This is a genomic window from Streptomyces sp. NPDC030995, assembly GCF_055571215.1.
Genome location: NZ_JBVIFS010000006.1, coordinates 193,982 through 219,384, shown reverse-complemented (window position 1 = coordinate 219,384; position 25,403 = coordinate 193,982). Strand labels below are relative to the sequence as shown.

General features: G+C 69.2%; 23 protein-coding genes and 3 pseudogenes. 7 read left to right on the top strand and 19 right to left on the bottom strand.

The annotated features are described in order from the left end of the window. Positions 1 to 130 precede the first annotated feature (130 nt). Genes ACZ45T_RS13010 through ACZ45T_RS13000 form a run of 3 tightly spaced genes read left to right on the top strand, consistent with a single transcriptional unit; the run spans position 131 to position 2,654 of the window. Positions 131 to 493 (top strand): hypothetical protein, encoded by a 363-nt coding sequence (locus ACZ45T_RS13010; RefSeq protein WP_468440453.1) that lies wholly within the window; start codon positions 131 to 133, stop codon positions 491 to 493. A gap of 35 nt (positions 494 to 528) precedes the next feature. Beyond that, complete coding sequence (locus ACZ45T_RS13005) at positions 529 to 1,773, top strand: ATP-grasp domain-containing protein (RefSeq protein WP_468440451.1); 1,245 nt, start codon at positions 529 to 531, stop codon at positions 1,771 to 1,773. A 29-nt stretch (positions 1,774 to 1,802) separates the two neighbouring features. Beyond that, positions 1,803 to 2,654, top strand: coding sequence for an SPDY domain-containing protein (locus ACZ45T_RS13000; protein ID WP_468440449.1), 852 nt, complete (start codon positions 1,803 to 1,805; stop codon positions 2,652 to 2,654). A gap of 253 nt (positions 2,655 to 2,907) precedes the next feature. On the opposite strand, the pseudogene ACZ45T_RS12995 reads toward ACZ45T_RS13000, so the two are convergent. Continuing rightward, positions 2,908 to 3,256, bottom strand: a pseudogene (locus ACZ45T_RS12995) (transposase); the annotation flags it as partial. Between ACZ45T_RS12995 and ACZ45T_RS12990 the strand changes: the two are divergent. Then, positions 3,179 to 4,333: a quinone oxidoreductase family protein gene (locus ACZ45T_RS12990; RefSeq protein ID WP_468440665.1), complete on the top strand. Its 1,155-nt coding sequence runs from the start codon at positions 3,179 to 3,181 to the stop codon at positions 4,331 to 4,333. The pseudogene ACZ45T_RS12995 and the gene ACZ45T_RS12990 overlap by 78 nt on opposite strands. A gap of 253 nt (positions 4,334 to 4,586) precedes the next feature. Here the strand turns inward: ACZ45T_RS12990 and ACZ45T_RS12985 are convergent, their stop codons facing one another. The 8 genes and pseudogenes from ACZ45T_RS12985 to ACZ45T_RS12950 all read right to left on the bottom strand — a co-directional run bounded on the left by ACZ45T_RS12985 (position 4,587) and on the right by ACZ45T_RS12950 (position 12,548). Next, positions 4,587 to 4,838 (bottom strand): DUF397 domain-containing protein, encoded by a 252-nt coding sequence (locus ACZ45T_RS12985; protein WP_468440447.1) that lies wholly within the window; start codon positions 4,836 to 4,838, stop codon positions 4,587 to 4,589. A gap of 50 nt (positions 4,839 to 4,888) precedes the next feature. Beyond that, entirely contained in the window at positions 4,889 to 6,955 is a 2,067-nt protein-coding gene (locus tag ACZ45T_RS12980) for a Shedu anti-phage system protein SduA domain-containing protein (RefSeq protein WP_468440445.1), read from the bottom strand. A 289-nt stretch (positions 6,956 to 7,244) separates the two neighbouring features. Then, positions 7,245 to 8,036, bottom strand: a complete 792-nt coding sequence (locus ACZ45T_RS12975; RefSeq protein ID WP_468440443.1) for a WbqC family protein — start codon at positions 8,034 to 8,036, stop codon at positions 7,245 to 7,247. Beyond that, positions 7,981 to 8,247, bottom strand: a pseudogene (locus ACZ45T_RS12970) (YdcF family protein); the annotation flags it as partial. The gene ACZ45T_RS12975 and the pseudogene ACZ45T_RS12970, both read right to left, overlap by 56 nt. 150 nt (positions 8,248 to 8,397) lie before the next feature. Further along, a pseudogene (locus ACZ45T_RS12965) lies at positions 8,398 to 9,254 on the bottom strand (hypothetical protein). Between the two features lie 128 nt (positions 9,255 to 9,382). Continuing rightward, positions 9,383 to 10,342, bottom strand: coding sequence for a hydroxymethylbilane synthase (gene hemC / locus ACZ45T_RS12960; protein WP_468440441.1), 960 nt, complete (start codon positions 10,340 to 10,342; stop codon positions 9,383 to 9,385). Between the two features lie 341 nt (positions 10,343 to 10,683). Further along, a complete protein-coding gene (locus tag ACZ45T_RS12955) occupies positions 10,684 to 11,727 on the bottom strand; it encodes a hypothetical protein (RefSeq protein ID WP_030731852.1) in 1,044 nt (347 codons plus the stop codon). After that, positions 11,724 to 12,548, bottom strand: a complete 825-nt coding sequence (locus tag ACZ45T_RS12950) for a hypothetical protein (protein ID WP_051774689.1) — start codon at positions 12,546 to 12,548, stop codon at positions 11,724 to 11,726. The genes ACZ45T_RS12955 and ACZ45T_RS12950 overlap by 4 nt, the downstream gene beginning before the upstream one ends. A gap of 220 nt (positions 12,549 to 12,768) precedes the next feature. Between ACZ45T_RS12950 and ACZ45T_RS12945 the strand changes: the two genes are divergently transcribed. Together ACZ45T_RS12945 and ACZ45T_RS12940 are read left to right on the top strand one after the other, a co-directional pair. Continuing rightward, positions 12,769 to 13,152 (top strand): hypothetical protein, encoded by a 384-nt coding sequence (locus ACZ45T_RS12945; RefSeq protein ID WP_030731846.1) that lies wholly within the window; start codon positions 12,769 to 12,771, stop codon positions 13,150 to 13,152. A 296-nt stretch (positions 13,153 to 13,448) separates the two neighbouring features. Further along, positions 13,449 to 13,760, top strand: coding sequence for a DUF6087 family protein (locus ACZ45T_RS12940; protein WP_468440438.1), 312 nt, complete (start codon positions 13,449 to 13,451; stop codon positions 13,758 to 13,760). 124 nt (positions 13,761 to 13,884) lie between these two features. Here the strand turns inward: ACZ45T_RS12940 and ACZ45T_RS12935 are convergent, their stop codons facing one another. The 7 genes from ACZ45T_RS12935 to ACZ45T_RS12905 all read right to left on the bottom strand — a co-directional run bounded on the left by ACZ45T_RS12935 (position 13,885) and on the right by ACZ45T_RS12905 (position 21,169). Further along, entirely contained in the window at positions 13,885 to 14,667 is a 783-nt protein-coding gene (locus ACZ45T_RS12935; protein ID WP_468440436.1) for a PIG-L deacetylase family protein, read from the bottom strand. 59 nt (positions 14,668 to 14,726) lie between these two features. After that, on the bottom strand, positions 14,727 to 15,887 hold the full coding sequence (locus ACZ45T_RS12930; protein ID WP_468440434.1) for a bifunctional class I SAM-dependent methyltransferase/NUDIX hydrolase: 1,161 nt from the start codon (positions 15,885 to 15,887) through the stop codon (positions 14,727 to 14,729). Between the two features lie 29 nt (positions 15,888 to 15,916). Continuing rightward, the gene (locus tag ACZ45T_RS12925) at positions 15,917 to 16,495 is read right to left on the bottom strand and encodes a class I SAM-dependent methyltransferase (RefSeq protein WP_468440432.1); all 579 of its coding nucleotides are present in this window, start codon (positions 16,493 to 16,495) and stop codon (positions 15,917 to 15,919) included. Beyond that, the gene (locus ACZ45T_RS12920) at positions 16,492 to 17,787 is read right to left on the bottom strand and encodes an MFS transporter (protein WP_468440430.1); all 1,296 of its coding nucleotides are present in this window, start codon (positions 17,785 to 17,787) and stop codon (positions 16,492 to 16,494) included. The genes ACZ45T_RS12925 and ACZ45T_RS12920 overlap by 4 nt, the downstream gene beginning before the upstream one ends. Beyond that, on the bottom strand, positions 17,784 to 18,257 hold the full coding sequence (locus tag ACZ45T_RS12915) for an NUDIX domain-containing protein (RefSeq protein ID WP_468440428.1): 474 nt from the start codon (positions 18,255 to 18,257) through the stop codon (positions 17,784 to 17,786). The genes ACZ45T_RS12920 and ACZ45T_RS12915 overlap by 4 nt, the downstream gene beginning before the upstream one ends. Then, complete coding sequence (locus ACZ45T_RS12910; RefSeq protein ID WP_468440426.1) at positions 18,254 to 19,138, bottom strand: phosphotransferase; 885 nt, start codon at positions 19,136 to 19,138, stop codon at positions 18,254 to 18,256. The genes ACZ45T_RS12915 and ACZ45T_RS12910 overlap by 4 nt, the downstream gene beginning before the upstream one ends. Before the next feature lie 141 nt (positions 19,139 to 19,279). Further along, the gene (locus ACZ45T_RS12905; RefSeq protein ID WP_468440424.1) at positions 19,280 to 21,169 is read right to left on the bottom strand and encodes an ATP-binding cassette domain-containing protein; all 1,890 of its coding nucleotides are present in this window, start codon (positions 21,167 to 21,169) and stop codon (positions 19,280 to 19,282) included. A 368-nt stretch (positions 21,170 to 21,537) separates the two neighbouring features. Between ACZ45T_RS12905 and ACZ45T_RS12900 the strand changes: the two genes are divergently transcribed. Continuing rightward, entirely contained in the window at positions 21,538 to 22,098 is a 561-nt protein-coding gene (locus ACZ45T_RS12900) for an NUDIX hydrolase (protein WP_468440422.1), read from the top strand. A 288-nt stretch (positions 22,099 to 22,386) separates the two neighbouring features. Here ACZ45T_RS12900 and ACZ45T_RS12895 read toward each other — a convergent pair whose 3' ends face one another. From ACZ45T_RS12895 to ACZ45T_RS12885, 3 genes are all read right to left on the bottom strand, one after another. Continuing rightward, on the bottom strand, positions 22,387 to 23,514 hold the full coding sequence (locus ACZ45T_RS12895; protein WP_468440420.1) for a hypothetical protein: 1,128 nt from the start codon (positions 23,512 to 23,514) through the stop codon (positions 22,387 to 22,389). Positions 23,515 to 23,595: 81 nt separating this feature from the next. Beyond that, the gene (locus tag ACZ45T_RS12890; RefSeq protein WP_468440418.1) at positions 23,596 to 24,438 is read right to left on the bottom strand and encodes a TauD/TfdA dioxygenase family protein; all 843 of its coding nucleotides are present in this window, start codon (positions 24,436 to 24,438) and stop codon (positions 23,596 to 23,598) included. A gap of 34 nt (positions 24,439 to 24,472) precedes the next feature. Then, positions 24,473 to 25,354, bottom strand: a complete 882-nt coding sequence (locus ACZ45T_RS12885; RefSeq protein WP_468440416.1) for an amino acid--tRNA ligase-related protein — start codon at positions 25,352 to 25,354, stop codon at positions 24,473 to 24,475. Positions 25,355 to 25,403: the final 49 nt, after the last annotated feature.

The following is a 25,403-nucleotide window of genomic DNA, read 5'->3' as shown; positions in this document are numbered from 1 at the left end:
CCCACACCCTTGACCGCAAGGACCCGTCATCGACGCCACCACCAGCATCGACATCCTGTACGGCCACACCCCCGGTCACGAACGACCGCTGTGGATCGCCCTGCTCGGCGATCTGCCGCAGGCAGTCACGGTGCTCGACCGGCTCGGATTCCAGACCATGACGGATAACGGCGTCGAGCTGTTCGTCCCGCCCCCGGGGGCCAACGCCGAGCGTACAACGATCATGCACCTCGCCTCGTTTGTGATCTTCTGCAAGGAGGAGTGGACCGTGATGTACACGCCGAACCACCCGGCACTCCCGGAAGACCGAGTCGAAGCGCTGCTGGGGATGCAGGCCGAGGAGGCAGGCATCGACCCCGTCGAGCTTGCCAAGACGCTCGTCCGACGGGTGCCCCTCCCGCCGGCAGCAGCTCCCGCCGTCGCGCCTCCGCTCCCGACACAAGCCACTCCGCGTGGTGCCGCAGCTGACGGCCACAGTGCCGCGCACCGCTGAACTGCTCCTGTACCCCACCCTCTTTGGAGCTGTACTTGACCTACCAGCCCTCCGTCCTCCTCGTCGTCGCCCCCGGCGATTCCGTTTACCGCGGCTACTGCCTTGAACAGGTCGCTGCGGCCTACGACGTCGTCGTCATCACCCCAGGCCCGATCACCTGGGAGGAACCTCACGTCATCGACCACGAGGTCGCCGACCCGCACAACCCGGATGCTCTTCTCGCCGCCGGGCAGGCCCTGGTCGGCCGACACAGCATCGCCGGTGTCCTGACCTGGAACGAAGTCCTACTGGTCGCCACCGCGCACCTCGCCGAAGCCCTCGGCGTGAAGTCCAACTCGCCTGCGGTGATGAACAACTGCCGGGACAAGCACGTCACGCGCGCCCTCCTGGACCGGCACGGGGTTCCCTCGGCCCGCTCCGTCCAGGTAGCCAGCCTGTTGGAGGCCGCTCTCGTTGCCGAACGGATCGGCTACCCGGTCGTCGTCAAGCCCGCCGGTCAGGCCGGAAGCGTCGGCGTCATCCGGGTCGACGCGGCGGAGGAACTTCCCGGCGCCTTGGCCTTCGCCACCACCGGCGCGGCCCTGCACGGCGGTGAGAATCGCGACGTCCTGGTCGAGGAGTACCTCGACGGCCCAGAGATCAGCCTCGAATGCGTCACCCAGAACGGCACCACCACCGCCGTGGCCGTCACCCGCAAGCAACTCGGCTTCGCCCCGTACTTTGAGGAGATCGGGCACACCGTGGACGGGGCCGATCCGCTCCTCGACCAGGTGGCGCCGATCGCAGCCGCAGCCATCCGGGCCCTCGGCATCGACCACGGCGTCCAGCACGTCGAAATGCGCCTGACCGCCACCGGTCCGCGCATCATCGAGGTCAACGGCAGGATCGGCGGCGACCTCATCGGCCACTTGGTCCGCCTCGCGACGGGGATCGACCTGCCCCGCGCTGCAGCCGATCTCGCCTGCGGCGCCACTCCCGACCTGGAGCCTTCCCGCATCCGCGCCGCCGGCATCACTCTGCTGTACCCGGAAGCCTCCGGCATCCTCACCCACCGCGGCGTCGACGAGCAGTTCATTGCCAACGCCCCGTGGCTGGAGCGCCTCCAGTGGCTCTGCGGCCCCGGTGACGAGATCGTGCTGCCGCCCGAAGGCGATGTCAACGTCGCGCGGGCCGGGCTCTACGTCGTCACCGGCTACGACGTCGCCAAGGTCGAGCAGCGACTGGCCGAGACCGCTGCCCACATCACCCTCACCACGCTCGCGGCCGACGAGCTCAGCTAGCCGCCACGGCGCCGATGCCCCAGGACCCCATGACTCATACCGACGAACCCGCAGGGGACTACTACGTCAGCCCCCGCCACCTGGCCGGAACCACCGTCGAGGGCGACCCCGGTCTTCAGCCCGCCCTCGACGCGGGATGGAAACCGAGCTGGGACGACCACGGAAACGTCTTCCTCCCTGCCCCCGACCAGCGACTGCGGATCGGCTACATGCCAGAGGGCGACGACGACGCCCTGTGGAAGATCAGCGCGTACCAGCACCACTTCGGTGCACCACGGTGGGCTGCCGCATTCAACAGCATGGCCCCCACTGAATTCGTCACCGCCTTCACCAGCCAGCTCGTCGCCGCGTACCAGAGGGACGACGGCTCGGACCTGCGCGGCCCCGGCGGTGTCGTCCGGGCCTTCGGTCCGCTGCTGGAAGCGGGTTGGAGAACCCACAACGCGCCCGGCCGCCTGGAGCTGACCTCCCCGGACGGACTCGCCGGAGCCTGGTACGACCGCCGCCCCCTCGACCAGGAACGCGAGCTGGTCACCAATTACACGCGCTGGGGAATGTGGGGCGGGCCGGAGCGCTCCTACTCCTCCTGGTACGCCGTCTTCAGCAGCCGTACGCCGGTGGACCTGATCACCGCGACCGCCACCGCCGTCGTCAACCCCGAGCCCGTACTGCGGTGGGAGGGCGAGCTGTCTCAGATGACCAAGCGGTACGCCCAGCTCACACCTGTGGTGCCGCCGAAGCCGCCCGCACCCACACCCCTCGACCTCGCCCGCTTCCGCACAGCCCCGACCGCACGTCCCGCCAGCGTTCGCCGCTGGTCGACCACCACGGTTCCCGGTGCACGGCTCCCCGCGCCGGCCCGCCCCGCTGCCCGCCGCTGATCTCGCCGAACCAGGAGGCCCCGCGCCCATGGCGCTGTCCCCGAACGCCTTCTTCACCCAGGAACTGGCCCTCACCTTCGACAACGGTGCCGTAGTCGGCAACAGCTACTACGCGGCGGCCCCGGACAGCCCACTCCTCCTCCGGATTTCCTTCCAGTCCACCTTCCGCCAGGGGGAGTACGGCGGTCTGCGGCTGAGCATCGTCCACGCGGACCGAGAGCCTATCGACGAGAGGTCGTTTCGTCCTGTTGTTTCATCCCTGGATGCGGCTTTGGTGGGTTGGTGTCGGGTCGCGCCAGGAGATGGTGTTCTCGCCGGTGAGGCGGCGGGCCATGAGGTCGGTCATGGCGAGGTGGATCATGGCTTCGGAACGGTGTGGGTGGGTTTCGTAGTCGCGGGCCAGGCGCCGGTGGAGCATGAGCCAGCCGTAGGTCCGCTCGACCGCCCACCGCTACGGGATGGGGGTGAATCCTGGTTCCGGGCTTGCGGGCGGTGATCTCCATGTCGATGCCGAGGGTGGCGGCGTGCTCGACGAGGTGCTGGCGGTAGCCGCCGTCGACCCAGACCTTCCGCAGGGCGGGATGGTCGGCGGCGGCCTGGTCTGCTTGCCAGGAATCGGATCGCCATCAACGGGGTTGGTGGGGGATGTGAGCCGGAATTGGAGAGTCATGCGAGCGATTCAGGTGTACGAAGTGGGCGGTCCCGAGGTGCTGCAGGAGGTCGATGTGGACCAGCCGCGGCCGGGTCCGGGCGAGGCGGTCGTGGAGGTCGCCGCATCCGGGGTCAACTTCCTCGACGTCTACCACCGCGAAGGCCGGTACAGCCTCCCGCTGCCCTTCACCCCGGGCGCTGAGGGCGCCGGCACGGTCGTCGAAGTTGGACCCGGCGTCGCTGACGTCGCAGTGGGGGACCGGGTCGGTTGGGTGGAGATTCCCGGCACGTATGCCGAGCGGGCCGTCGTGGACTCCTCCCGGCTGGTGCCGCTGCCCGACGATATCGGCTTCGAGACCGCCGCCGCCGTGCTCCTGCAAGGTATGACCGCGCACTATCTCGTCAAGGACGCCTACCCGGTTCAGGGGGGCGACACGGTGCTCGTGCATGCGGCTGCTGGTGGCATGGGGCTGCTTTTGACCCAGCTCATCACCCATCTCGGCGGCAGGGTGATCGGCACGACGTCGACCACGGCGAAGGCCGAGCTGGCGAAGCGTGCCGGGGCCGCTGAGGTGATCCTTTCCTCCGCAGTCGACGATCTCGCAGCCGAGGTGAGGCGGCTCAACGGCGGTCAGGGACTGCCGGTTGTCTTCGACGGCGTCGGCGCGCACACCTTCGATGCGAGCCTCGCCAGCCTGCGAACTCGCGGCCATCTCGTGCTCTTCGGCGCGGCAAGTGGTGCCGTGCCGCCGTTTGATCCGATTCGGCTCGCCCACGGCGGTTCGCTGACCCTGATCCGGCCCAGCCTCGGGGACTTCATCGCCGATCGGTCCGAACTGCTCCGACGGGCCGCCGATGTGTTCGAGTGGGTGCGCTCCAAGGCGCTTGAGGTCACCGTAACGGGCCGCTACGCATTGTCCGAGGCCGCCCAGGCCCACAGCGATCTGGAGGCTCGGCGTACCACCGGCAAGCTGCTCGTTGTACCCGATGCGGCCGCTATTGGACGCCGCGAGGAGACGCAGAGCTGATCGCGGGTGACGAGGTCGGGGATCTTGGAGACTGAGATGTCGAGGGCATGGCCGACCGTCATCGCCAAGATCCCCGACAGCGTCAGGCACTCAGCAGGCCAAGATCAAGTTCTGGCGGGTTTCTGGCGTATCTGGGTCACACCCCTTCAAGATCCCTCAGCCGAGACCTGGCTCACCCGTCCACAACCTCCCGGGACAGAACAACTAGCGCTGGGGTCGGCCGCCTGCTTCGTGTGCGGCTGTGGCCGCCGAGTCAGGCGAGGTGGTCGAAGGCTCCGGCCTTCGCGCCGGCCAGGAGCGCCGCGATCTCGCTGCGGGTGTAAACGAGCGGAGTCTGCTCGGGCCGCTTGGAGTCACGGATGGCGACGAGGTCACCGACCGCGCCGAACTCGACGCAGTTGTCGTTGCCCCCGCTGAACGGTCTCTTCTCCCAGGTGACCGTGGAGAAGTCCAGTTCGGTGGGGTCGGGCTGGGTGTGAGGTGCCCCTCCATGCTTCGGTATCACTCCGTCACGGGTGGCGGCAGTGTCGGCGAGCGCCGTGGCAGCGGTCCGGCTCAGTGATCCTCGACGATGAAGCAAGCCCGTTCATAGACTTCGTCGAACGTGATCACCTCGACGTCCTGGATGGATGTCCGGTACAGCTCGAAGGAGCTCATCTTCTCTGGGTTCACGGCGCCGTTGTGGGTGAACTCGCGCAGGCTCCCGATCACCACGACCTGTCGCGGGCGGGTGGTGGACAGTTCGATGTCTGTCGGAGTGCCGTCTTCCTCGTAGATCCGGGTGAGGAACTGACTGGAGATGAGCTGTTGGGCTTTGCTGGCCGTCTTTTGCACCTGCGCCACACCGCCGCCGAGTTCCTTGGACGCCTGGTAGACGCCCGCGCGGTACTGCGCCTTGGCGAGTAGTTCGGTGTCGTGGGTCTTGATCTCGCAGAACAGCATGCTGCTGATCAGACCCTTGGACCGCATGATGGCGTCGATGCGTTTCCCAGCTCCGCCGAAGATGTTGGCGCCGGTGGTGATGCGTTCCAGTTTGCCGTCGTTGATGGATTCGCAGGCGATGAGGTTGAGGCCGTAGCCGAATATCCACTGATTAGCCTCGAAGAAGGCCTGCCAGACTGCCTCCGCCCCGCGCGTGGTTGCCAGGCTCTCCTCCTGCCGGAAGTAGTCCGGATCGGTCAGCAGTCGCTCGAACCTCTGGAGCTGTTCCTTGCGGTTGCTGAGCAGCCGGATGTCCTCCTCTGTGAGGCCGCCACCGATGGCTGTCCTGACCGCACCGAGAACCGTCGTCCGGTCCTGGCCGGTCAGCAACTGGGCCAGTTGGGCCTCGTCGCCAGCCACGACCTGGAGGGAACCGCCAGGTGTGCTCATTCCACTGCAGCCCTGGAGGAAGTTGATGACTTTCCAGAAATTCTCGTGGACTTCACCGGTGTCGACGAGCGCCTTGACTGCCCTGGTGGCTCCTGTCTCAGGCAGTGTCTGCGTGGCGGAGACTTCCCCGGTCTTCTTGTCCTTCTTCCAGAGCTTGATCCTCGGCGTGAAGGTGTCGCCCTTCTTGATGATGGTGACGCTGCACAGAGTCGCTACCTGCGGCCGGTCGTCGAGAACGAAGTCGGTGATCATCCGGCGTACACGGGTGTCATAGAGGTAGCGGAACCCACCACTGTCCTGCGAACCGCGGATCTCCAGGTCGGTGAAGTCCCCGCGGGTGACATCGAACTCGGTGGTGGAGAAGGGGACGCGGAAGCCTCGAACGATGGGGGTTGCGGGCGCTACAGCTTGGGTCCGCCAGTCCGGTGGGATGTTAGGCAGCGGCCGGCTGTCGCCTTCGACCACGAGGTTCTGGACGTCGATGCGCCCAAGCTGGACGAGCACGGACTGCAACGTCCGCCAGATCACCTCCTCCGCCTCGGGGGTGCAGGTGGGCAGAAGCTCGCGCTCCACTGTCAGGACCGCCTCGCAGGTTCCCTCCGTCCAACTGTCACCAGGTATGGGATGGAAGAAGCCGCCATCACGGCGGAGGGTCAGGGCCGCGGTACGTACCAGGTCGCGTGCGGTCTCCTCGCCAGCGCAGTCCAGGAGACTGAAAGCCTGGCCGAGGACAAGGTCGAGCTTGCCTGTGTCCTCGTTCTCCAGCGGCAGCGGGATCAGCGGGCCTGTCGGTGGAACCCGTACCGGCTCGTACAGGGGGCGGCCCGAGAGGAACTCGCGCGGACGCAGGCCCCATCCGTCCGGCGCCAGAAGCACGTTCAGTTGCTCGACGTGCTTTATAGCCTCCTGGACGTCAGCCGCCACTTCAGGATGGACCATCCGTGCCAGAAAGGTGAGTAGCACCTCGTCCGGTCCGTGGGAGAGCTCCAAGCGGGAGTCCTCGAAGATCCAGTCGTCGGGCAGGTCGTCGTTGTTGAACCGGTGCTGCTGGATATCGGCGCGGACAGTCGGAAGCCGGCTGTCGCCGACTGGAGGGCGGTCCAGGTCGTAGAGGTTCTCCAGGAACGTGACCTCATCCAATTTGCCCCACCAGGGGCGCGATATCCCGCGCAGGTAGTCGAAGATGTCGCGTCGCGTTACCGCCGTGATTGCCTGCGGCTCGTTCGCTCTGGCGGGACCGGTGGAAGTCATGTGTCCAGGATGGACGGTTCGGCAGCGGAGCGTTGGACAATTGAGACTTTCACCTCGTCGAACACGCTGCCACCCACACTCGTTCCACCCGTACCGTCTCCCGGTGCGGAGACATCACCCGTACGACTTCATCAACACCCGCCGATGGTCCCGTTCCCGTGTCGAGCGTCACCGGCGCACGGTGGCGCATCCCCGCTTCACGAAGATCTTGCCAGGGTCCGATGAAGCCGTACGCGCCTGAGTACATTCCTCTCCCCCTCGAGGGTGGGGGAGCTACAGATAAGAATGCTCAGGCGGTCGTCGCCAGCACGGTTTGGGCCGCGGCGACGGCTTGCAGTCGCCCCGCCACGGCGGTGGGGTCGAGCGTCGCCAGGGCCCACATGACAGTGATCCGGTGTCCGGAAGCCCAAACCCCGGCAGGCGGAGTCAGGAACGGGGTGATGGCGATCCCCTGAGTCATGAAAGGGGCCACGTCCAGATACTTCATGCCGCCGGTTCCGCACAGATATGAGCGTGCGCCGACGGCGGTGGTGAGGTCGGCGAGCCGCTGGGACCGGCCCGGCATGGAGCGAAAGTCGCTGCTGCGGAGGATCTGGCCCTTCCAGCCGAGGAGGTCGAGGAGGGTTCGGGTGGAGGCTTCAGAGACGGCCGCGGTCCGGCTACTGCCGAAGGCGGCCGCCATCGGCTCCAGCGCCTGGGCGAGGGTGGGCCAGTGCAGGCTGGCGCCGTAGTACTGCTGAAGCATGGCCGTGGTTCGGCGCAGGGCAAGGTCGGGGTCAACTATCAGGGCATCACGGATGAGTGTCTGTCGGCCCTGGGGCAGATGAGTCGGGATCGACATCCACCGTGATGCCTGTGGGTCTCCGAGGGCCGCGAGGCGGGCGCGGTGCTGGTAGTCGCGGCGGGTGAACTGGACGTCGTCGAGGACGATCCAGGTATCCGCCGCGAACAGTTTGGCCAGTGTCGTCAGCCGAGGGAATAGATTGGGCTGGTGGATGGCACACAGCCTCCCCGGAACTGGGACGTCAGGAGATGAGGCGGCTGGTGAAGCCGTCGCGGATGAGGGATTCGTACGCGTCATGCACGTCCTCCGGGACATCCTGGGGGATGGCGAACCCGTTCTGCGGATATTCGATCACCCGCTGGAGATCACCGACGAGCATGTCGAGGACGAGCTTCTCGTCGCCGATGCTCTTGAGGTAGTCGTCCAGCTCGAGCGGCTCCGAGGCACAGATGATCTCGACCTCGGGCCACAGCTTGCGGGCGGTGGCGAAGGACCGTCGCTCCATATAGCTGCCCTTGCCATGCCCCTTTGATCGCCGTCTCGTCCGCCGCGATCCCAACCCTCCGGCGATCAGCGACGCCCCGGGTAGATCGCGTGGACAACGATGGTGTCCTGGTCGACGTGGCGAGGGGCTGCGATGCCCGGCCGGGAATCAGCGTTAGGGCTGAAGGTCACCCACCAGCCGTGCTGCTTCCTTCCGCGCCGGCACCAGCAGGGGACGTCCTCGTACGCGTAGGGGCCCACGATCTTCGCCAGGAAGTACAGCGCCATCAGCTTGCCGTCCCGGCTCTCCAGGTCGGCCCGCCGCTCGCGGTGGACCCGGTCCGCGAGGTCCGGGACGGCCAGAGCGTTCCCCCACAGCGTCGCGGCGTCCAAGCCCCTGGGGGCCATGCCCCAGTCCTCCCAGTCGATCAGCCAGAACTCCGGCCCCATCACATTCGCCCACGTCAGATCGCCGTGCGCTGGAACCCACCGTTCAACCGTGGTGCGAGTGACCTCTGGGAACACCTCGCCCAGCTTCCGGGTGACCAGCTCCTGCGTGATCCGCTCCATGTCCGGCGTCGCGACCCGGAAGGTGTGCTGCGGGGACAGGGCGTCGAGAGAGTCGTTCAGCCCAGCCCACCAGGTCTCGGGAAGCCCAGGATCCTCACGTAGGAGGGCGCCTTTCCCGATGGCCCGGGCGGCGACCAACTCCAGCTCGTCAGCCCGCCACATCGCCGGCTCGCCCGCCTCCCGCCACGCCACACCCTGGTACCACTGGGGCATCACGACGCCCCGCAACACCGCTGCGGCCTCAGTGCCGTTCCAGCCCTGCTCACCGATCCGCTCGAAGCCCCGGCGCTCGATCCGCACCCAGGTTCCCCGGTCCGAACGGGCCCCGAGGGACCGGCGTTTACGCACCACGGTGTCCCTGTCCAGACGGACGTCCAGTCCCTGTTCCACCCGGGTCAGAACCGAATCAACAGGTTGGTGGCGCAAGTCCACTGGCGCGGCTGCGGGCGCGGATTCGACCATCAGACCTCCTCAGCGAGTCCACGACCGTAGCAAGGGTTCAGGCCGCTGCGGGGACCTCGGTACGAGCCCGGGGCACGGCGAACATGGTTCCGGCTCGGTCTGCCGCTGCGCTGGGTGGGGCGGCGGGGTCATGGCCGATGCCCGAGGAGCCTCTGGGCGCCCGCGTCGAGCAACTGCAGGCCGGCGCGCTGGCCGACGGGTGCTGGCTCGGTGGCGGGCCCGGTCGCGGAAGTGCGCAGTGGGGCCTGGCCCGTCGGGTCGAGGACGACCGCGTAGACGGTGAGCTGGCCGGTGGCCTCGTCGACGACCGCGTGGGCGGAGGCCGCGGTCATGCAGCCGCCGTGCAAGGTAGCGAGGGCCGCGCGTTCGGCGTCGAAGAGCGTGCGGGTGGCGGCGTGGGTGAGCGGGGCGAGGAGAGCTCGGGTGGTGTGGTCAGCGGCGCGATGCTCGATGACGACGATCCCGGCGCCCGCCGCCGGCAGCCACACCGCCGGATCCAGGATCTGAGCGGCCCGGTCAGCGAGGTTCAGGCGGCGCAGTCCGGCCAGCGCGGCGATCATCGCGTCCGCTCCCATCGTCCGGTCGTCCAGAGCGCGCAGGCGGGTGTCCGCGTTCCCCCGGATTGGCACGGCGACAAGCCGGGGGTAGAGGGCCTTTAGGAGAGCGGCCCGGCGGGGTGCGCTGGTGCCGACGCGGGTGCCGGGCGGTAGGTCGGCCAGGGTGGTGGGCGGCTGGCCGGAGGGCAGGACGAGGACGTCGGCCACGTCCTCGCGGGGCAGGACCGCTCCGGCAATGATCCCGGGGGCCCGGTCATGGGGACCGGGGATGTCTTTGGCGCAGGCGATCGTCGCCTCGATACGGCCGTCAAGGAGGTACTGGTCGGCCCGGCGGGTGAACGCACCCTTTCCGCCGATCTCCGCGAGCGGGCCGCGGTGTTGGTCGCCTTCGGAGGTGATCTCCAGGACTTCGAGGTCGAGGTCCGGGTACTGGAGGCGCAGGGCCCGGGCGAAGCGGCCGGTCTGCTCCATGGCCATGGGGCTGGGCCGGGTGCCCAACCGGAACGACTTGGCGGTCGTGCTGAATGTCATCGCGCATCGCTTTCGGGTACGTGGGTCGGGGCTCCGTGGGCCCGGAGGTGGGGGAGGGCCCGCTGGAGGGTCTCGTCAGGGGTGAGGGCGGTGGTGTCGATGGCGTTCCCGACGTGGTGGAGCCAGGTGACGGCGGCTACCGGCGGTGGCGCTGTCTGGGCTCTTTCCGCCGCCGAAAGGCCCGCTGAGCCAGATGATCACCGCCAGTCTTCCCGCTCAGGTCCTTCGCAACGGCCGGGACGGCTGCGTGGTGCTGATTCCCAGCTGACCACCGAGAAACTGCACCGCGAGGGCCACGGAGGTGACACCTATCGCTGCGAGTCACAAATGACTTCGGCGTCTCATTCCGACTGATGTTCCGGGCCGCCGAAGTCCGGGCTCGTGAAGTCCGGAGGCGCGTAACCGGGACGGGGACCCTGAGCAGGGGCCCCCGGGCTGGTGAAGTCGGGCCGGGTGTACCCCAGGCTGGGGATGCGCCCGGCCCCCGGCGTCCGGGGGGACGGGTACGAGCTCGGTTCGGCCAGCGCGTCGCGGAGGAACGGCACGATTCCGCGCTCCAGCAGGGCGTTGCGCCATGCCTCCCGGGCCAGTGACACCTCGTCGGGCACCGCCTCGGTCTCGTCCGCCACCACCTCCGTCGGGCTGTTGCGGACGGCCGTGACCAGCAGTCCGATCACGGCGAAGAGCAGCGCGGCGGCTGTGAGGCCGCCCAACAGCCAGCCCGCCGTCACCATGGTGTCGGCGAAGGCCGGTTCGGGCTCGATCATCTTCAGGATGTAGCCCACGAGCAGGAAGATCAGCATGGCCGTGCCGGCCAGGACCGGCGCGAGGACGGCGAAAACGGCGAACGCACCGGTTCCGGCCGCCTCGGTCGCGTCCGGCGCCGGTGTTTCGCGGCCGACCGGGCGCGTGCGGGCGGCCGCCGGCGGTGCCGGTGCCGGTGGGCGTACGTGCAGGCCCAGCAGCGCTGCCAGCAGGCGGCGGCCGTAGGACATCCCGGCCCACCGCGGCGGAGCGACCGCGTCGCTGGTCCGGCGGGCGCCGGGCGCTCCGGCACCCAGGACGGCCGCGCCGAGCCGCCGTCCTACAGACGGGGCCGGGGCGGACGCCGAACGCGAGGACGAGTACACCGTGTCCGAGGGCGTGTGCGGGAACTTCACCTCACGGCGTTCTCTGCGGGCCTTCACATAGTGGTCGTACTCGGCCGCTGCGGCCGCCGTGAGGAGTGCGGAGGCGTTGAGCGCCATGGTGCGCAGTTGCTCCTCGTTGAGCCGTTGGCCCAGGGAGGCCAGTTCCGGGCGCTCGTGGGCGGTGCGCAATGCCTCGTCGAGGATCCGCTCGTACTCCTGGCGGTCCTCGCTGAGTAGGTGTGGCGCGTTGTTCACAGCCCCTCCTCCCCGATCGCCGGCCTCTGCCGCCATCGTGGCGCGCCTCGGCCGTCGAAGCCAGGGCTCGTTCCGTCGGCGGGGTCCGCGGGGACGGGAGTGCCCCCGGGGCGCGCGGGATCCGGGAGCTGTGTCCCGCCCGCGGGAATGTCGCCGGACGGGGAATCCGGCGTGCGGGCATCCGCGCTCGCGACGGCCGGCCTGGAGGGAGGCGTCGGTCTCGCGCGGAACGGGGGACCTTCCGCAGGGAGGGGAGGCCGGGCCGGGTCGGCGGGGGGCGCGGCGGGCGAGGGCGCGGGCGGGGGCTCCGTTCGGGACGGGGCCGCGGCAGCTGCGGCACGGGGGGCTTCTGCGGTGCCCCGGGGTTCTGCGGTGCCGGGGCCGTCCGCCCCGCCCGCGCTCACGACACCGATGGCCGGAGGCGCCCCGGGCTCCGTGACCGCTTCCGCCGCTCCTGCCGGCTGCCGGTCGCCCGTCAGCGCCTCGTTCACCGTCTGGATGCGGCTGAGTTGGGTGAGCAGGATGGGCGCCGACATTCCGACGACGAGGGCGGCGTACTCGCCGCTGATCTGTCCCGTGGTGCCGAACAGCACGGCGGCCCCGGCGCCCAGCACGCTGTGCAGGGCGGCCGCGACGATGTCGACGGCGGGGTCGAAGTACGCCCCGAACTGCGGGGGTGCCCCTTGCGCCACCCCTTCGGCGGTCGACTGCCGGTGGACGCGGCGGTCGGCCTGCCACGACACGAACCGGGTGTACAGGTCCAAGACCCCGCGCAGCAGACCACCCGCCGTCCCCAACAGGATCAGCGTCGGGATGTCCACGGTCTCCCCCGGTCGACAGCGCCAAGGCCCGGCTTCGAGTATCCGGCCATCGGACGAGCGTAGAGCCGCGCGCGAGCCACGGGGAAGGAACTGACCCGATTCGGCCAACTCGCTGTCCGGTCAGCCGTCGAAGTGGACCTCAGGTCCCCCCCTGTAACCGGAGCGCAGCTGAGTACGCGTACGGATGGTGCCCGGCCGACCCCCGGGCCAGGATCGCCGCGTGACCAACTCCCCCGCACCGACGACCGGCGACGCAGGCAACGCGCACAGCCGGCGCACGGCCGTCGTGCTCCTCGTCCTCACGGTCCTGCTCCTGCTGCCCCCAGTGCTCTTCTGGTACCACAGCGCGCAGAGCGCCCTCGCGAACAAGAGCGGCTCCGACTGGCGGGGCAATCACGAGACGAAGCTGGGCCTGGAGCACGCCGCCATGGTCATCGCCGGAGTGCCCGCCCTCGGGGCGCTGATCGGCGGCGTCATCGGCAGCGCGAAGGGCCGCCCCGGGACCTGGACGGCGGGCGGGGCGCTCTTCGGCACCCTGGCGCTGTGGGTCATCGCCGTCGTCGCCGTGTTCGTCTCCCTCAGCCGCATTGAGTTCGCCGTCTGAGACGTCCGGGACGGGGCACCCAGCCGACGGCGTAAGAAGCCTGTGTGGCATGGGCACTATCAGCTTCCCTCGGGACGGCTGGACCCGAACGAGCCCCTCCGGACCGCGGACATACAAACGCATCACCGGGGAGGTGGGACCGCGACACGCGCTACTCCCACGAGTCATGCTCGAACACCGAGGGCTGAGCTGATTGAACGGCATGGCCTGCGGATGGTGACGAGTCCCAGGGCCATTGATCGTCCTCACGGAATGTGTGCCAGAACCTGTTCTCGTGAACAAAGCCACTGCTGAGTGTGGCCGAAGAGCCATTTGAAGAGTGGGCCGTGAACTTCCTAGCCCGGAGGGCCGCCCGCGTCGGCACGCTGCGAGCCTTGCCGATAGACGGATCCGCTGGCTGGGGCGCGCACGTCAATCCGACCGCGCCCCGGCTGATGGCCCGCTGGGACGGATACCGGTGGGTGCCCGAGACGGTGGCCGCCGACTATGCCGCTGCCCAGCGGATGCTCCATGGGATCAGCTCGGCGCAGGCTGAGCCGGCCCCCGCCCCGCCTGGGCAAGTCCTGCCGAGGCCAACCGGCTGTCACCGCAAGCCGCCAGCCCCGTAGCTGGCCCTGACAGGTGTGGAGCCACAGCCTGATGTACAGGTCCCCGGCGGATTACTCGGCCTTGGGCGTTCACCTCGACCCTCAGGTACGCCGGCCTTTTGACCATAGGTAACCCAGTGGCATGTCACATGGTGAGCTGTCGCTGCCGAACCGATTTAGGCGCGGCATCGAGACGGGTGTAGAACTCCGTCGCGATGATCGACTCCCGTGCCGGGGCGGACAGGCGGGCCAGGATTCCGGGAAGGGGCCGTTCCCGCGCAGCTTCGCTGCGGTGGGCCAAGATCGCGGCAATCTTCTGCTCCGACCAGGCGGTCACGTCGACCGTCGCGGTGACGTGCTCGTCCGGCACGCTCAGTACCGTCTTCCCCACCGCCGTGAGGAGCCCGCCGAGCTTGCCCACTCCCGAGTGCGGGTGCGTGGCCGTGTACAAGGCGGCGGGCTGCCAGGGTGCGCCCGCCTGCGGGTAGCGGTGTTCGAGGCCCGCAGCGTGGAAGGCGATGACGGTGGCCTGGTGGGTGCGGACGTGATCAGGGTGGCCGGTCAGCTGACCGTAGGCGTCGTGGGTGATGATGACTTGGGGCTTCACGGCACGGATGTGCTCGACGATCCCTTCCACCACCTCATCCAGCGGGGCGTCGCACAGCCGGAGCCGGCCGGGCGCGGAGTCGGGGACTCGGGCGTCGGCGAGGCCGAGCATCCGCGGTTTCCCGGCCCCCAGGATGGCCAGGGCGTCGGCGAGCTCGTCGGCCCGGTGGCTGTCGGGGGCCCAGGTGGCGGTGACCACGGCGGTCGCCGCGCCTGCTGCCGCGTGCTGCGCGAGAACGCCGCCGGCCAATTGGGATTCGTCGTCCGGGTGTCCGAAGACTCCCAGAAGGGACGGCAGGGATGAAGAACGCGCTGGTGTCACGGTAGGTGGTGCCTTCCTCGAGGTCGTGGTGTGAGACGCGCGGCCGGTGGGATCGCTCCCTAGGCGCGGTCGGCGGCCTTGTATGCCAGGAAGCCGGCGGGCGCGTGGTCGATGCGGAGTGTCGGATCCCATGCCGTCAGGCACTGCGCGCTCGGCACGAACAGAGGCTGGGGCAGCGCGTCCCGGGGCCAGAACTTCCAGGCCCCGATGGTCTCTTCGCACTGCAGCGGTACACCGGACCACCGGGTCACCAGGACGGGCACCGTCACCCGGACGATGTCACCCACCCGGGCCAGGAGGGTGCCCAGCACGACGGTGTCGGCGACATCGGCCACGATGCCGGCCTCCTCGTGGAGTTCGCGTACGGCGGCCTCGGCGAAGGTCTCGCCGGGTTCAACCGATCCACCCGGCAATTCGAAAGTTCCACGACGGTGTTGGCCCAGCAGGACACCATCCGGCCCGTGGATGATCACGCCGACTCCCACGAACGCGCGTGGAGGCGGTGGAGTACTGGTGCGCTGGCGGCTCGGCACCCTCTGCGGACGCCGGACCTCATACAGCCGGTAGGAGGCCTGGTTGCCCGGCTGCGGTTCGTCGATCGCCGTGGCCTTCTCCAGGGTGAGGCCGTGCTCGACCAGGAGGTCTTCCCACAGCTGGGGGGTCAGGACCCACATGTGGACGGGGTGCTTCTGGGTGGTGCCGGGAAGCCGCAAGTCCTCCGAGCGTGGGGCGACGGCCGTCGAGGGTCCGGCGCCAGCGGAGTTGGTGTGCAACGCGGAGAACAGGAGGCGTGCACCGGGCTTGATGGCGTTGGCTAGCGCGGGCAGGAGCCGGTTCGGGTCCAGGTAGGGCAGACCGTTGATGGAGTAGATCAGGTCGTAGGGGGCCGCGTCTTGAAGGTGGGCGACGGCATCAGCGCAGATGAAGTGCAGCCCGCGGGTGTGCGGGTATCGGGTGAGGGCGCGCTCGTGCTGGGTGGGGGAGGCGTCCACGGCGGTGACCTCGGCGCCCAGAGCGGCGAGGCGCGCGGCGTGCCGGCCCAGTCCGCTGCCGAGGTCGAGGATGCGAAGCCCCGTCACGTCGCCGAGCGCCTCGATGCCGGGCCCGGTGTCTGTGATGCCCCAGTCCCACCGCTCGATCTCCGGCAGGTCCGGGCACACGGTCAGCTGGTGAGCCCCGTAGGTGGTCCACACTCCGGCGGTCTGCCTCTCGATGTCCATCAACATGTCCTCCAGCAGGATGGGGGCGGTCAGGGGCGCAAGGCGTAGCAGCGGAGCACGTCACGGTCATGGGTCCGGACGGCGGACCAGCCCACGGTGAGGATCTCGGCCTCGGCCGGGCTGATCCCGAGGCCCTGGAGCGGGGCGGCGTCCTCCCGGCGGCCGGCGATCTCGGCGACCACCCAGAAGACCCCGCCGGGTACCAGAAGGCGGCGGACGCGGTTGACGAACGCCGCCTTGTCCTCGAGCCACCGGTAGACCAGACGGCAGGTGATGACCGCGTACGCGGGCTCCGGCAAGGCGGTCAGGTCGCCGGCCCCGATGTCGGCGCACTTCCACAGCGGGCCGGGCTTGTCCGCGGAGTCCTTCGCGGCGGCGAGTGCGAGGGCGGTGGGGGAGCAGTCGATCCCGGTGGCGCGGTATCCGAGCTGATGGTGGAGGTGACGGGTCAAGGCGCCGTCGCCGCAGCCGATGTCGAGGGCCGGCCGCCCTCGACCGGGTCCCAGGTGCTCGTCCAGCAGCCGTGTCTCGGGTTCGTCGAGCTGCCGGTACCGGCGGCCTTGGGCCCAGAGGGGCTCCCAGTACGCGGCGGTCGCGGTCATCGTCATGAGGATCCTTCGCGGGCAGAGGGAAGCGCTGTGCGCCGGGGCGGGGCGGGCATGTCCCGCATCGTGCGGACGGGGGAGAGGAGCAGGAGAGCGACCGGGACGAGTTGGAAGAGCGCGCCGACCGTGAGGGTGGTGCGTACGCCGAGGTAGAGGACCAGGGCTCCGGCGGCTGCGGCGGCGAGCGGACGGGCGCCGGCGGTCATGGTGGTGCTGGCGGCCTGCATTCGCCCCTGGAAACGAGGGTCGCAAAGGGTTTGTCTGAGGGACCTCTGGCTCGTCCCCGACGCGGTTGCCCAGAACAGCTGTACGGCCAGGACGAGGGCGAGGGTGGTCTGCCAACGCAGGCCGGGCCCGGCGAGCAGGAGGGGCACCTGAGCCAGAGGGCTGACCGCGAACCCGACGATGATCGTCGGGCCGATGCCGATACGGGAGGCGATCTTCGGGGCGAGGAGGGCTCCGGCCAGGCTGCCGGCGCCGCCGACACCCATGATTAAGCCGAACGCCGTCGGGGTCACCTTCAGGACGGCGAGAAGGTAGTACGCCCAGTACGTGTTCATGATCGCCAACCCGAAGCTGAGCGTGGACAGCGCGGCGATCACGGTGCGGATCGTCGGCTGCCCAGCCACGTAGTGCAGGCCCTCACGGATGTCCCGCGCGAGGCTGCGGCGGCCTTGCGGTCGCGGGGCGGTCGGCTCCGGTGTGCGGATGCGCCAGACGAGGAAGGCGGAGACGAGGTAGGACAGGACATCGACAATGACCGAGCACGCCGCGCCGACCGTGCCGATCAGCGCGGCGCCCAGGTTGTTTCCCGCACTGTCGGCCACCGACGAGGCAGCGCCGAGGCGGGAGTTCGCGCGCTGGAGCAGGTGGGGCTCGACCAGGACAGGCAGGTAGCTGATGGATGCCGAGCCGTGCACGATCTTGGCAATGCCGAGGACGACGGCGACCGCGTACAGCTGACCGATGGTGAGCATGTCGCCCACGGCGACGGCCGGGATGGTCACGAGGGCTACCGCGGCTGCCACATCGGCGCAGATCATCTGGGGGCGCTTCGGGTACCGGTCCGAGAGCGCGCCGGCCGGGAGCGCCACGATGGCGTTCGGCAGTTGTCCGAGGAAGGCAAGCGCGGCGATCTGGGTGGTGGAGGCGTGGAGCTCCAGCACGGCCAGGGTGGGGATGGCGACGGCGCTGACTGCCGATCCGGACAGGCTCGCGCATTCGCTTCCGACCAGCAGGCGCAGGCCCGGGGAGGTCCACCTCGGGGCCTTCGACGTCTGGGTGGAGGCGGTCACCGGCCCTCACCGCCCAGGAGTTCCGGGGCGGTGACGTTGCCGTAGAGCTGGCCGACGGCGAAGTGCGCGAGTACCGCGTGAGTGAAGGGATGGCAGTCGGGCGGCGGGGCCGCCGGGTCCACCCACACCAGCTCGCTGTGCGTGCGCGGCTCACGGTTGTACGGGGTGCCCTCCCACTCCGGCACCGCGAAGACGGCGCCGATCACCCGCTCACCGTCCGCGGCGTGGAAGTGGGGCAGCTGGCAGAACCGCAGGCGATCCGGGGCGACGTGGATGCCGACTTCCTCGGCGAGTTCTCGCGAGGCACCTTCGTTGAGGAACTCACCGTTCTCAAGACGCCCGCCGACCACCGTGAGCATCCCGGGGGAGTGCCAGGAGGTCGCCCGGTGCCGGACGGTCAGGACCCAGCCGTCGCCAGGACGCTGGAGCAGGACCATGACGTTCCCGATACTCCGGTGCACGGTGCTCACGGCCGGCTCTCCCTCATGAGCCGGTCCAGGGTCCGACGACCGCGGGCGGTGACCATCTGGTCGTTGTTGTCCGGGCCCCAGGCCAGGCAGTTGACTGCGTCCAGCGCGGTCAGGCAGCGCAAGGCGTGCCGCTCGGCATCAGTGAGTTCGCGCCCGTAGGACTGGCGGAACGCGTTCTCGCGGTCGGGGTGGTCGACCCACTGGGTGGCGGCGAGGATGACGAGGTCCTGGACACAGGCGGCCGGTCGGGTTCGTTCGAAGTCGACGAGGGCGAGCCCGGCCTCGGACCACAGCCAGTTCCGCGGCTGGTTGTCGCCGTGGATGTATCCGACGGGCACCGGGCCGACGCGGCGGAGTTGGGCAGCGTGGTCGCGGATCAGCTGCTGCTCACCTTCGGTGAGCCGGTCGCTGGCGCGGGCCAGGTACTTCTCCGCTCCGTCTGCGGCCGCTTCCAGCGAGGCTTCGGCCTCCACCCGATCGGCACGGTCGAGCTCGCCGGCCTCATGCAGCCGGGCACACAGCGCTCCGGCCTGCTGGTGCACAGCCCGCCACTCACCGGCGGACAGGCCGAGCTCCTTCGCCGGGGCACCGGGGACTGCGGTGAGCAGCAGGGCCAGGTCCTGGGCGCGGCTGTCGATGAGTTGGGGTGCCCGGCTGTGCCCGAGGGCGGGGACGACATGACGGTATGCGCGGGTCTCACGGGTGAAGAACTTCACCGAGGGCGAGACCTTCACGTACCGGTGCGCCCCGTCCGTGCCCTCCACCTCCCACACCCGGGAACGGTCCCAGTCGTGCGAGGCGTCCCGTACGGAGAGGATGGGGCCGATCCGCTGCTCCGCCCATCCCCGGACCACCGTCGGCAGTGGCTTCGGCTGCCTCATCGGACGGACCTCCTACTCGGGCGCTCGGATCCCGAAGGGCAGCATGCAGGGCCGCCGGAGGTGGTGAGGTGGGGGAGCAACGAGTTCTCCTTGTCGGGTCGGCCGCAGCGGCCCACGGTGGGCCGGGCGGGGTGAAGTCGGTCAGCGGTCCTGGGAGAGCGCGAGGAGTTCAGCGAAGATTCCGCCACCATGGACAAGATCGTCGTAGCGGCCCTGCTCGGAAATCCGGCCCTCTTCCAGCACGATGATGTGATCCGCGATCCGCGTGTTCTCCAGGCGGTGGGTGACCATGATGGTGATCCGGTCGGCGGCGATGGCCTTGATCTGTTCGAAGATCAGGTGCTCACCGCGCGGGTCCATCTGAGAAGTCGGCTCGTCCAAGATCAACAGGTCGGGCTTGCGGTACAGGGCCCGGGCGCATGCTTCGCGTTGCCACTGTCCGCCGGAGAACTCGACGCCTCCCCAGATGTCGCGGGCCTGGAGGCTGTCCAGGCCGTTGGGGAGGTCTTCGACGGCTTCGCGCAGGCCGACCGCGTCGATGGCCTCCCACACGGGTCCGTCGTCGTGGGTGCGGGGCTGGCCGAGGGTGATGTTCTCGCGCACCCGCCACGGCCACTTTGCGAACTCCTGCGGCACCAGGCCGGTGAGGCGCCAGACGGTGCCCGGGTCGGTGTCGGCGAGGTCGCTTCCGTTCCAGGCGACCCGGCCCTTGTCACTCAGGTAGACCCCGGTGATCAGGCGTAGCAAGGTCGACTTCCCGGAGCCGTTCGCTCCGACGATCGCGAGGATCTGGCCGCGCTCCAGGGTGAGGGAGACACCGTCGACCGCGGGCTTGTCCTTGCCCGGGTACTGGTAGACAACCTCGTCGAGACGGATCTGCTCGACCGGACCGGTGATCTCATGCGGTCCGCGCTGGGGAGTGCGGGCGGCGGCTTCGTCGAGGAAGGACTGCATGTCGGTGAGGTACAGGCTGGTGTGGAAGATCGCGGCGCCGTTGATGATGACCTGGGAGAGGGCGGCGAGCGCGGTCTGGACGGCGATGACGGCCGTGGCGGCGATGGCGGGTTCGATCCGGCCGGTCACGGCGAGCCAGGCGAGCGCTCCCCAGGTCGCGAGGAGGAAGACGCCGCCGGCCAGCGCGGAGACCAGGGAGATCCGCAGGGTCCGCGGTGCGGCGGCCAGGTTCCGCCGGTCACACCGGTCGGACAGGGCCCGGTACCAGTAGACGAGATAGTCGGTCATCGAGTTGGCACGGACTTCGTCGCCGTACTGGGATGCGGTGGCCCACCAGCGCATCATCCCGCGCACGTTCCTGTCGGAGATGTTGGAGTAGTGGATCTCGTAGTCGACGCGGGCGGTCAGGACGGCGCCGATACCGGCCGGCAGCACGGCCAGGAGTAGCAGGGGCAACATCATGACGTTGAGCACCGACAGGACGCTGCCGGCGGTGACCAGGCGGATCAGCGAGGACATGAAGCGCTGGGCGTCGGTGACCATCACGTGGGTGCGGACCACCCCCATCTCGGCCGCCTCCTGCCGGTCGGAGAAGCCGTCCCCCGCGTAGGCCGCGGCCTCGACTCGGCAGACCGCCTCGACCAGGGCGCTGTCCGTCTCCGAGGTCAGCAGCGGCGTGATCCGGCGGGCGGCGTACGTGGCCACGGCCCCCGCGACGCGGTTCATCGTGGCGGCGAGCGCGACCACGAGCAGCGCGGGCAACGCCCCGTGAAGACGGTCACCGGCACTCCCGGCGCCGAGTACGGGCCCCATCGCGCGGGCCGTGGCGGCCAGCAGCACCGCAGCCGATACGCCCGTGACGACCTGGCACCCGATCAGGAGCCGGACGGCCTGCCGGTCGGTCTGCCACGACAAGCGGCCGATCCGGGCCAGGACGGAGGGGAGCGTGGCGCACATCTTCCGGAAGGAGACTTCGGCGAGCGGATTGACGGAGTACTGCCCGCTGTAGGTGATCTCCGCCGGAGGTGGCGGAGGCGGAGCACCGGTCGGTTTGCTGGGCGCTTCGGATGCGGTCATCGGGTCCCCCTGGATCGCCGTTCGGACGCTGTCGTGAGCTCAACGACAGCCCCAATTTTTCGAACACACGTTTTTCGGTCGGCCCTGAAGTCCCGGGATAGAGCGTGCGAGGGACCGTGGGAACTACACCGACCCGTCTCCCACAACGGCGCTGCCACAAAAGGAGGTTGGCCGAATCGCCGAGGTTCCCAAGCGCCGCACGGCAACGAGCGCGTTGATGCGCATCGGGCTGGGCGGACTTGTAGAGTGCGGGGCTTCTCGTACGCCACGCACCCTTGTGGAGCTGACTGTGCACATGCTCGGTAGCCGCCTTCGAGCGGCCGATCTCGGCGGAACCCCCCTTCGGGCCGAAAGGGGGGCGATGACCCTTGGCGATCGCTGATTCCGAAATCGCGGGGGTGCTCACCGCCTACTTGGAGCGCTACCCGCATGAGGCCGGACAGCTGGCCGAGCCGCTGTGCCTCCTGGGCGAAGGCCAAAAATTTGCCTCGAGGCGGACCTTCCCGATGCACGTGACCGCTGGCGCGCTGCTGGTCCGGGGTGGCGCCGAGGTCCTGCTGATCGAACACCTCGCGTACGGGCTCACTTTGCAGCCAGGCGGTCATCTTGAACCGACCGATGCCACGCTGCTTGGCGCGGCTCTGCGGGAGCTGTCGGAGGAGACCGGCATCGACCCCGGGCAGGTCGTCCCCGTCTCGAAGTACCCCGCCTATGTCGAGTTCGGCCAGGTGCCGGCGAGGCCCGAGAAGGATGAGCCGGAGCATTACCACCTGGACATCGGCTATGCCTTCGCGACGGCTGACGCCGAGGTCGGACGTATCCAGGAGTCCGAAGTGGCCGGTGCCGCCTGGTACCCGCTGGATCTGGCAGAGCGCTTGGTCGGACCCCGGATCGCGAGAGCGGTCACCACGTCGGCCAGGCTCCAGTAACTCCTCCGACGTCGGCAGCCCCAGCAGTCGTCGGCCGACCTGCGGGAAGAACGCGATCGAACGAGGTTCCGGGGTGAAGCGATTCGCCGTCAATGCGGTTCCTCCTTGACCTTGGCGACGATCACGCGCCAGCTCACCGAGACGTGAGCGGATCTGGGCTGGGCGGACGCCTTTGCGACTTGGGTGGATGGCCAGGCCGCCCTCTGTGCGTTGGTGTTGAGCTGCTCGGTGGCGGTGAGTGCAAGGCCGTCCGGGCCGCGGCTACGGCCCGAACGGAGACGGCGGGTGTCAGGGTGCGACGACCTGAAATGCGTTGGGGGCGAAGCGGCGTCCGTTGACCTGGAGGGTGAGGGTGTAGGCGCCAGGGCGGATCGTCGTGGTCGCGGTGGTCCGCAGGGAGTGGGCCTTTGCCAGGTTCAGGGACTGTCCGGTATCGGCCTTGATGTCCTTGAGGAAGTACACCTTCTGCCTCTGGCTTCCGGTCAGGGTGGTGGAGGAGATGACGTAGCTCACGCGGAGCTTCGCCGGCGCGGTGGCGGACAGTTCCGCGGTGAAGGCCAAGATCTCGCCTTCGCGTAGCTCATGCCGCTTCAGGCGGAGGGAGGGCAGGGTGATGGGCGGCTCGGCCGGGTATCCGAGGAACTCGTAGGCGGCGGTGTCCCCGGTCTTCAGCAGGGTCCTGAGGGCTTCGCGGGCGATGAACTCGAACTCCTTGCCGGAAGCGCGCCCGGCGTCCTTCCAGCGCTGCAGTGTCGCAAGGACGATGTCGGGGCGCTCGGAGCTGATGTCGTGGAGGTGGTTGGCGACGGAGCGGGTCACGTACCGGCTGGGATCGGTGTGCAGCTGGTCGAGGACGGGCACGGCTGCGTCGATCGCGAGAGGGATGCGGATGGACCACGGGAGGGTGGGGCGGGTGGACTCGCTGGCCAGCCGGCGGACCCGGTGATCAGGATGCTGCGCCCAGCTGTTGACAGCCGCCATCGTCTCCTGGGGGAAGTCGGCGATGAAGTACCGGACAGCATCCTCCGCGGTGAAGTAGGAGGTCATCCGTGTGAGGGCGTCCAGCGAGCTGGTGAGGTTGTCGCGGGTGCGGCAGTACCGGGCGACGTAGTCGGAGTGCGGGGAGTAGAGGTGCAGGCCGAAGTCCGAGGTGACGCCCGCCTCTTCCGGAGTAGCGGGCATTGACCGGAGCAGGACGTCGAGCGCCTGTGCTCCGGATAGGGGCAGGTGCTTGTGCAGGCCGGCGCTGGTACGCGCGATCCGTGCCTTGAGCGCCAGCGGCGGGAGGTCCGCGATCACCTCGCGCGCGAACTGGTCAGCGTCGAAAGCAGGGCACACCGCCTGGATTTCGTGGCCGATTCGGGTGACGCGTTCCGCGTTGATCGCGGCTTCCTTCAGGGGGACCTTCTCAGTCATGCGCAGACCCTAGTGACCAGGGGCGGACCGGGATGCGGGTTCTGGCCGTGGGCCGTGTCGTGGTGGCCGGGCCGGCCGTTCTTACCGGACAGCTGCGCGGTAGAGAAGCCGCTGGTTTCGGGAGCTGTCGCAGGGCGAGGCGGTGTGGAGGACGGCCCGGTTGTCCCAGACCAGGAGGTCGCCGGCCTTCCATCGGTGGGAGTAGACGTACCGGGGGCTGGTCACGTGTACGAGGAGTTCGGCCAGCAGGCTGCTGGACTCCTGGGGGGTGAGGCCGACGACGTGGCGGACGGCCATGGAGCCCAGCAGCAGCGAGCGGGCCTGGGTCGCGGGATGGGTGAGGACGAGGGGGTGCTCGACTTCGGGATGGCGGGCCAGGGTGCCGGCGGCCACCGAAGACTGGCCGCCGGCCTGGTTCTGGAGGGTGGCGAGGTGCTGGATGGAGTGGACTGCGCGCAGATTCTCGATGCGTTGCCGCAGGTCTGCGGGCAGGGCTGCGTAGGCGGCGGTGGCGTCGGCGATCCGGGTCTGCCCGCCCTGGTTCGGGGCGATAACCGAGTACAGCAGGGTCACCCCGGTCAGGTTGGGCTTGAAGCAGTTATCGGCGTGCCACTCCTCTTCGTGGTCGCCGTCGTAGACCCCGACGCGGTGCCCGTCCTCGAGGATGTTGCTGATCGTGGTCAGGCCCGGGAAGCCGCCGACGGCGTAGCGGCGGTCGACGTCGGTGTCGACCTCGCCGAAGCAGGCGGCGGTGGTCAGGAGGTCGGCGTGGTTCAGGTGCTGGCCGGGGATGACGAGCACCCGGTGGCGGTGCAGGGCCTCCTTCAGGTCCGCGGCCAGGCCGAGCGTCTGCGGGTCGGTGAGGTCGGTGTCGAGGACGGCTCCGAAGCCGTCCACGTGCAGTGGCCGAAGAGCAGAGAACATTACGGGTCCTCCGGGCAGGCGGGGTGCGGGCGGCTCAGAACTGGAGGGACTGCTGGAAGCGGCTGATGTCCTTGACTCCGGCCATAGCCATGCACAGGCGCTCGATGCCGATTCCGAGGCCGACGCTCGCGGCGGGGACCCGCCCGGCGTCGATCGCCTCCCGGGCCAGGGCCTGCTCGTCGTCGTACAGGTCCACGGCGCGGGCGCGTTCGATGAAGGCCTGGCCGTCGGGTTCGTCCTCGTAGCCGTGGATGACCTCAATGCCGTCGACCAGGAGCTCGAAGCGGTTCAGGATGCCGGTCGTGCCCGGGGTGAGGCGTGCGCACGGTTCGTCTCCGCCGAGCGGGTAGTCGGTGAGGAAGAGCGCGGCCCCCGCGCTCTGCGTCTCCAGCTCGCGTTCGACGAACTGCCCCAGGACGTTCTTGAAGGGCGTGTGGGCGGGCAGGTGTAGGTGGCTGGCCATCCGTGCCGGCAGATCGCCAAGGGGTTCGCTGCGCAGGTCGATGCCGAAGAGGTCTTGGATGTGGGCGGCGACCGAGACCCGCTGGAGGGTGTAGCGCAGGTGCGGGGTGACCAGCTGCTCCGCCAGGTTGAAGAGGAACTCGAAGTCCTGGTTGGCGGCATAGAGATCGAGCATCGTGAACTCGTTGGCGTGGAGCCCGTCGGGCTTCTCGGGCCGGTAGCACGGGCCGATCTCGAAGACCCGCTGGTGATGTTCGAGGGTGACGCGCAGTGCGGGCCCGATCATCGCCCGCAGGAACCGGCCCTCGTCGAGGCCGACCGTAAGGCGGCGCCCGGCACCGAGGTCGGCCTTGCGGACCGTCGGGGTGACGACTTCGACGAAGCCCTGAGCGTGAAGGGTGCTGCGCAGGCTGAACAGGACGTCTGACTTGAGAGCGATCATCTTGCCGGACACGGAGCACTCCTTGGTCCCAGGGCTGTAGGGCCGGCGCCTGCGGGTTGGT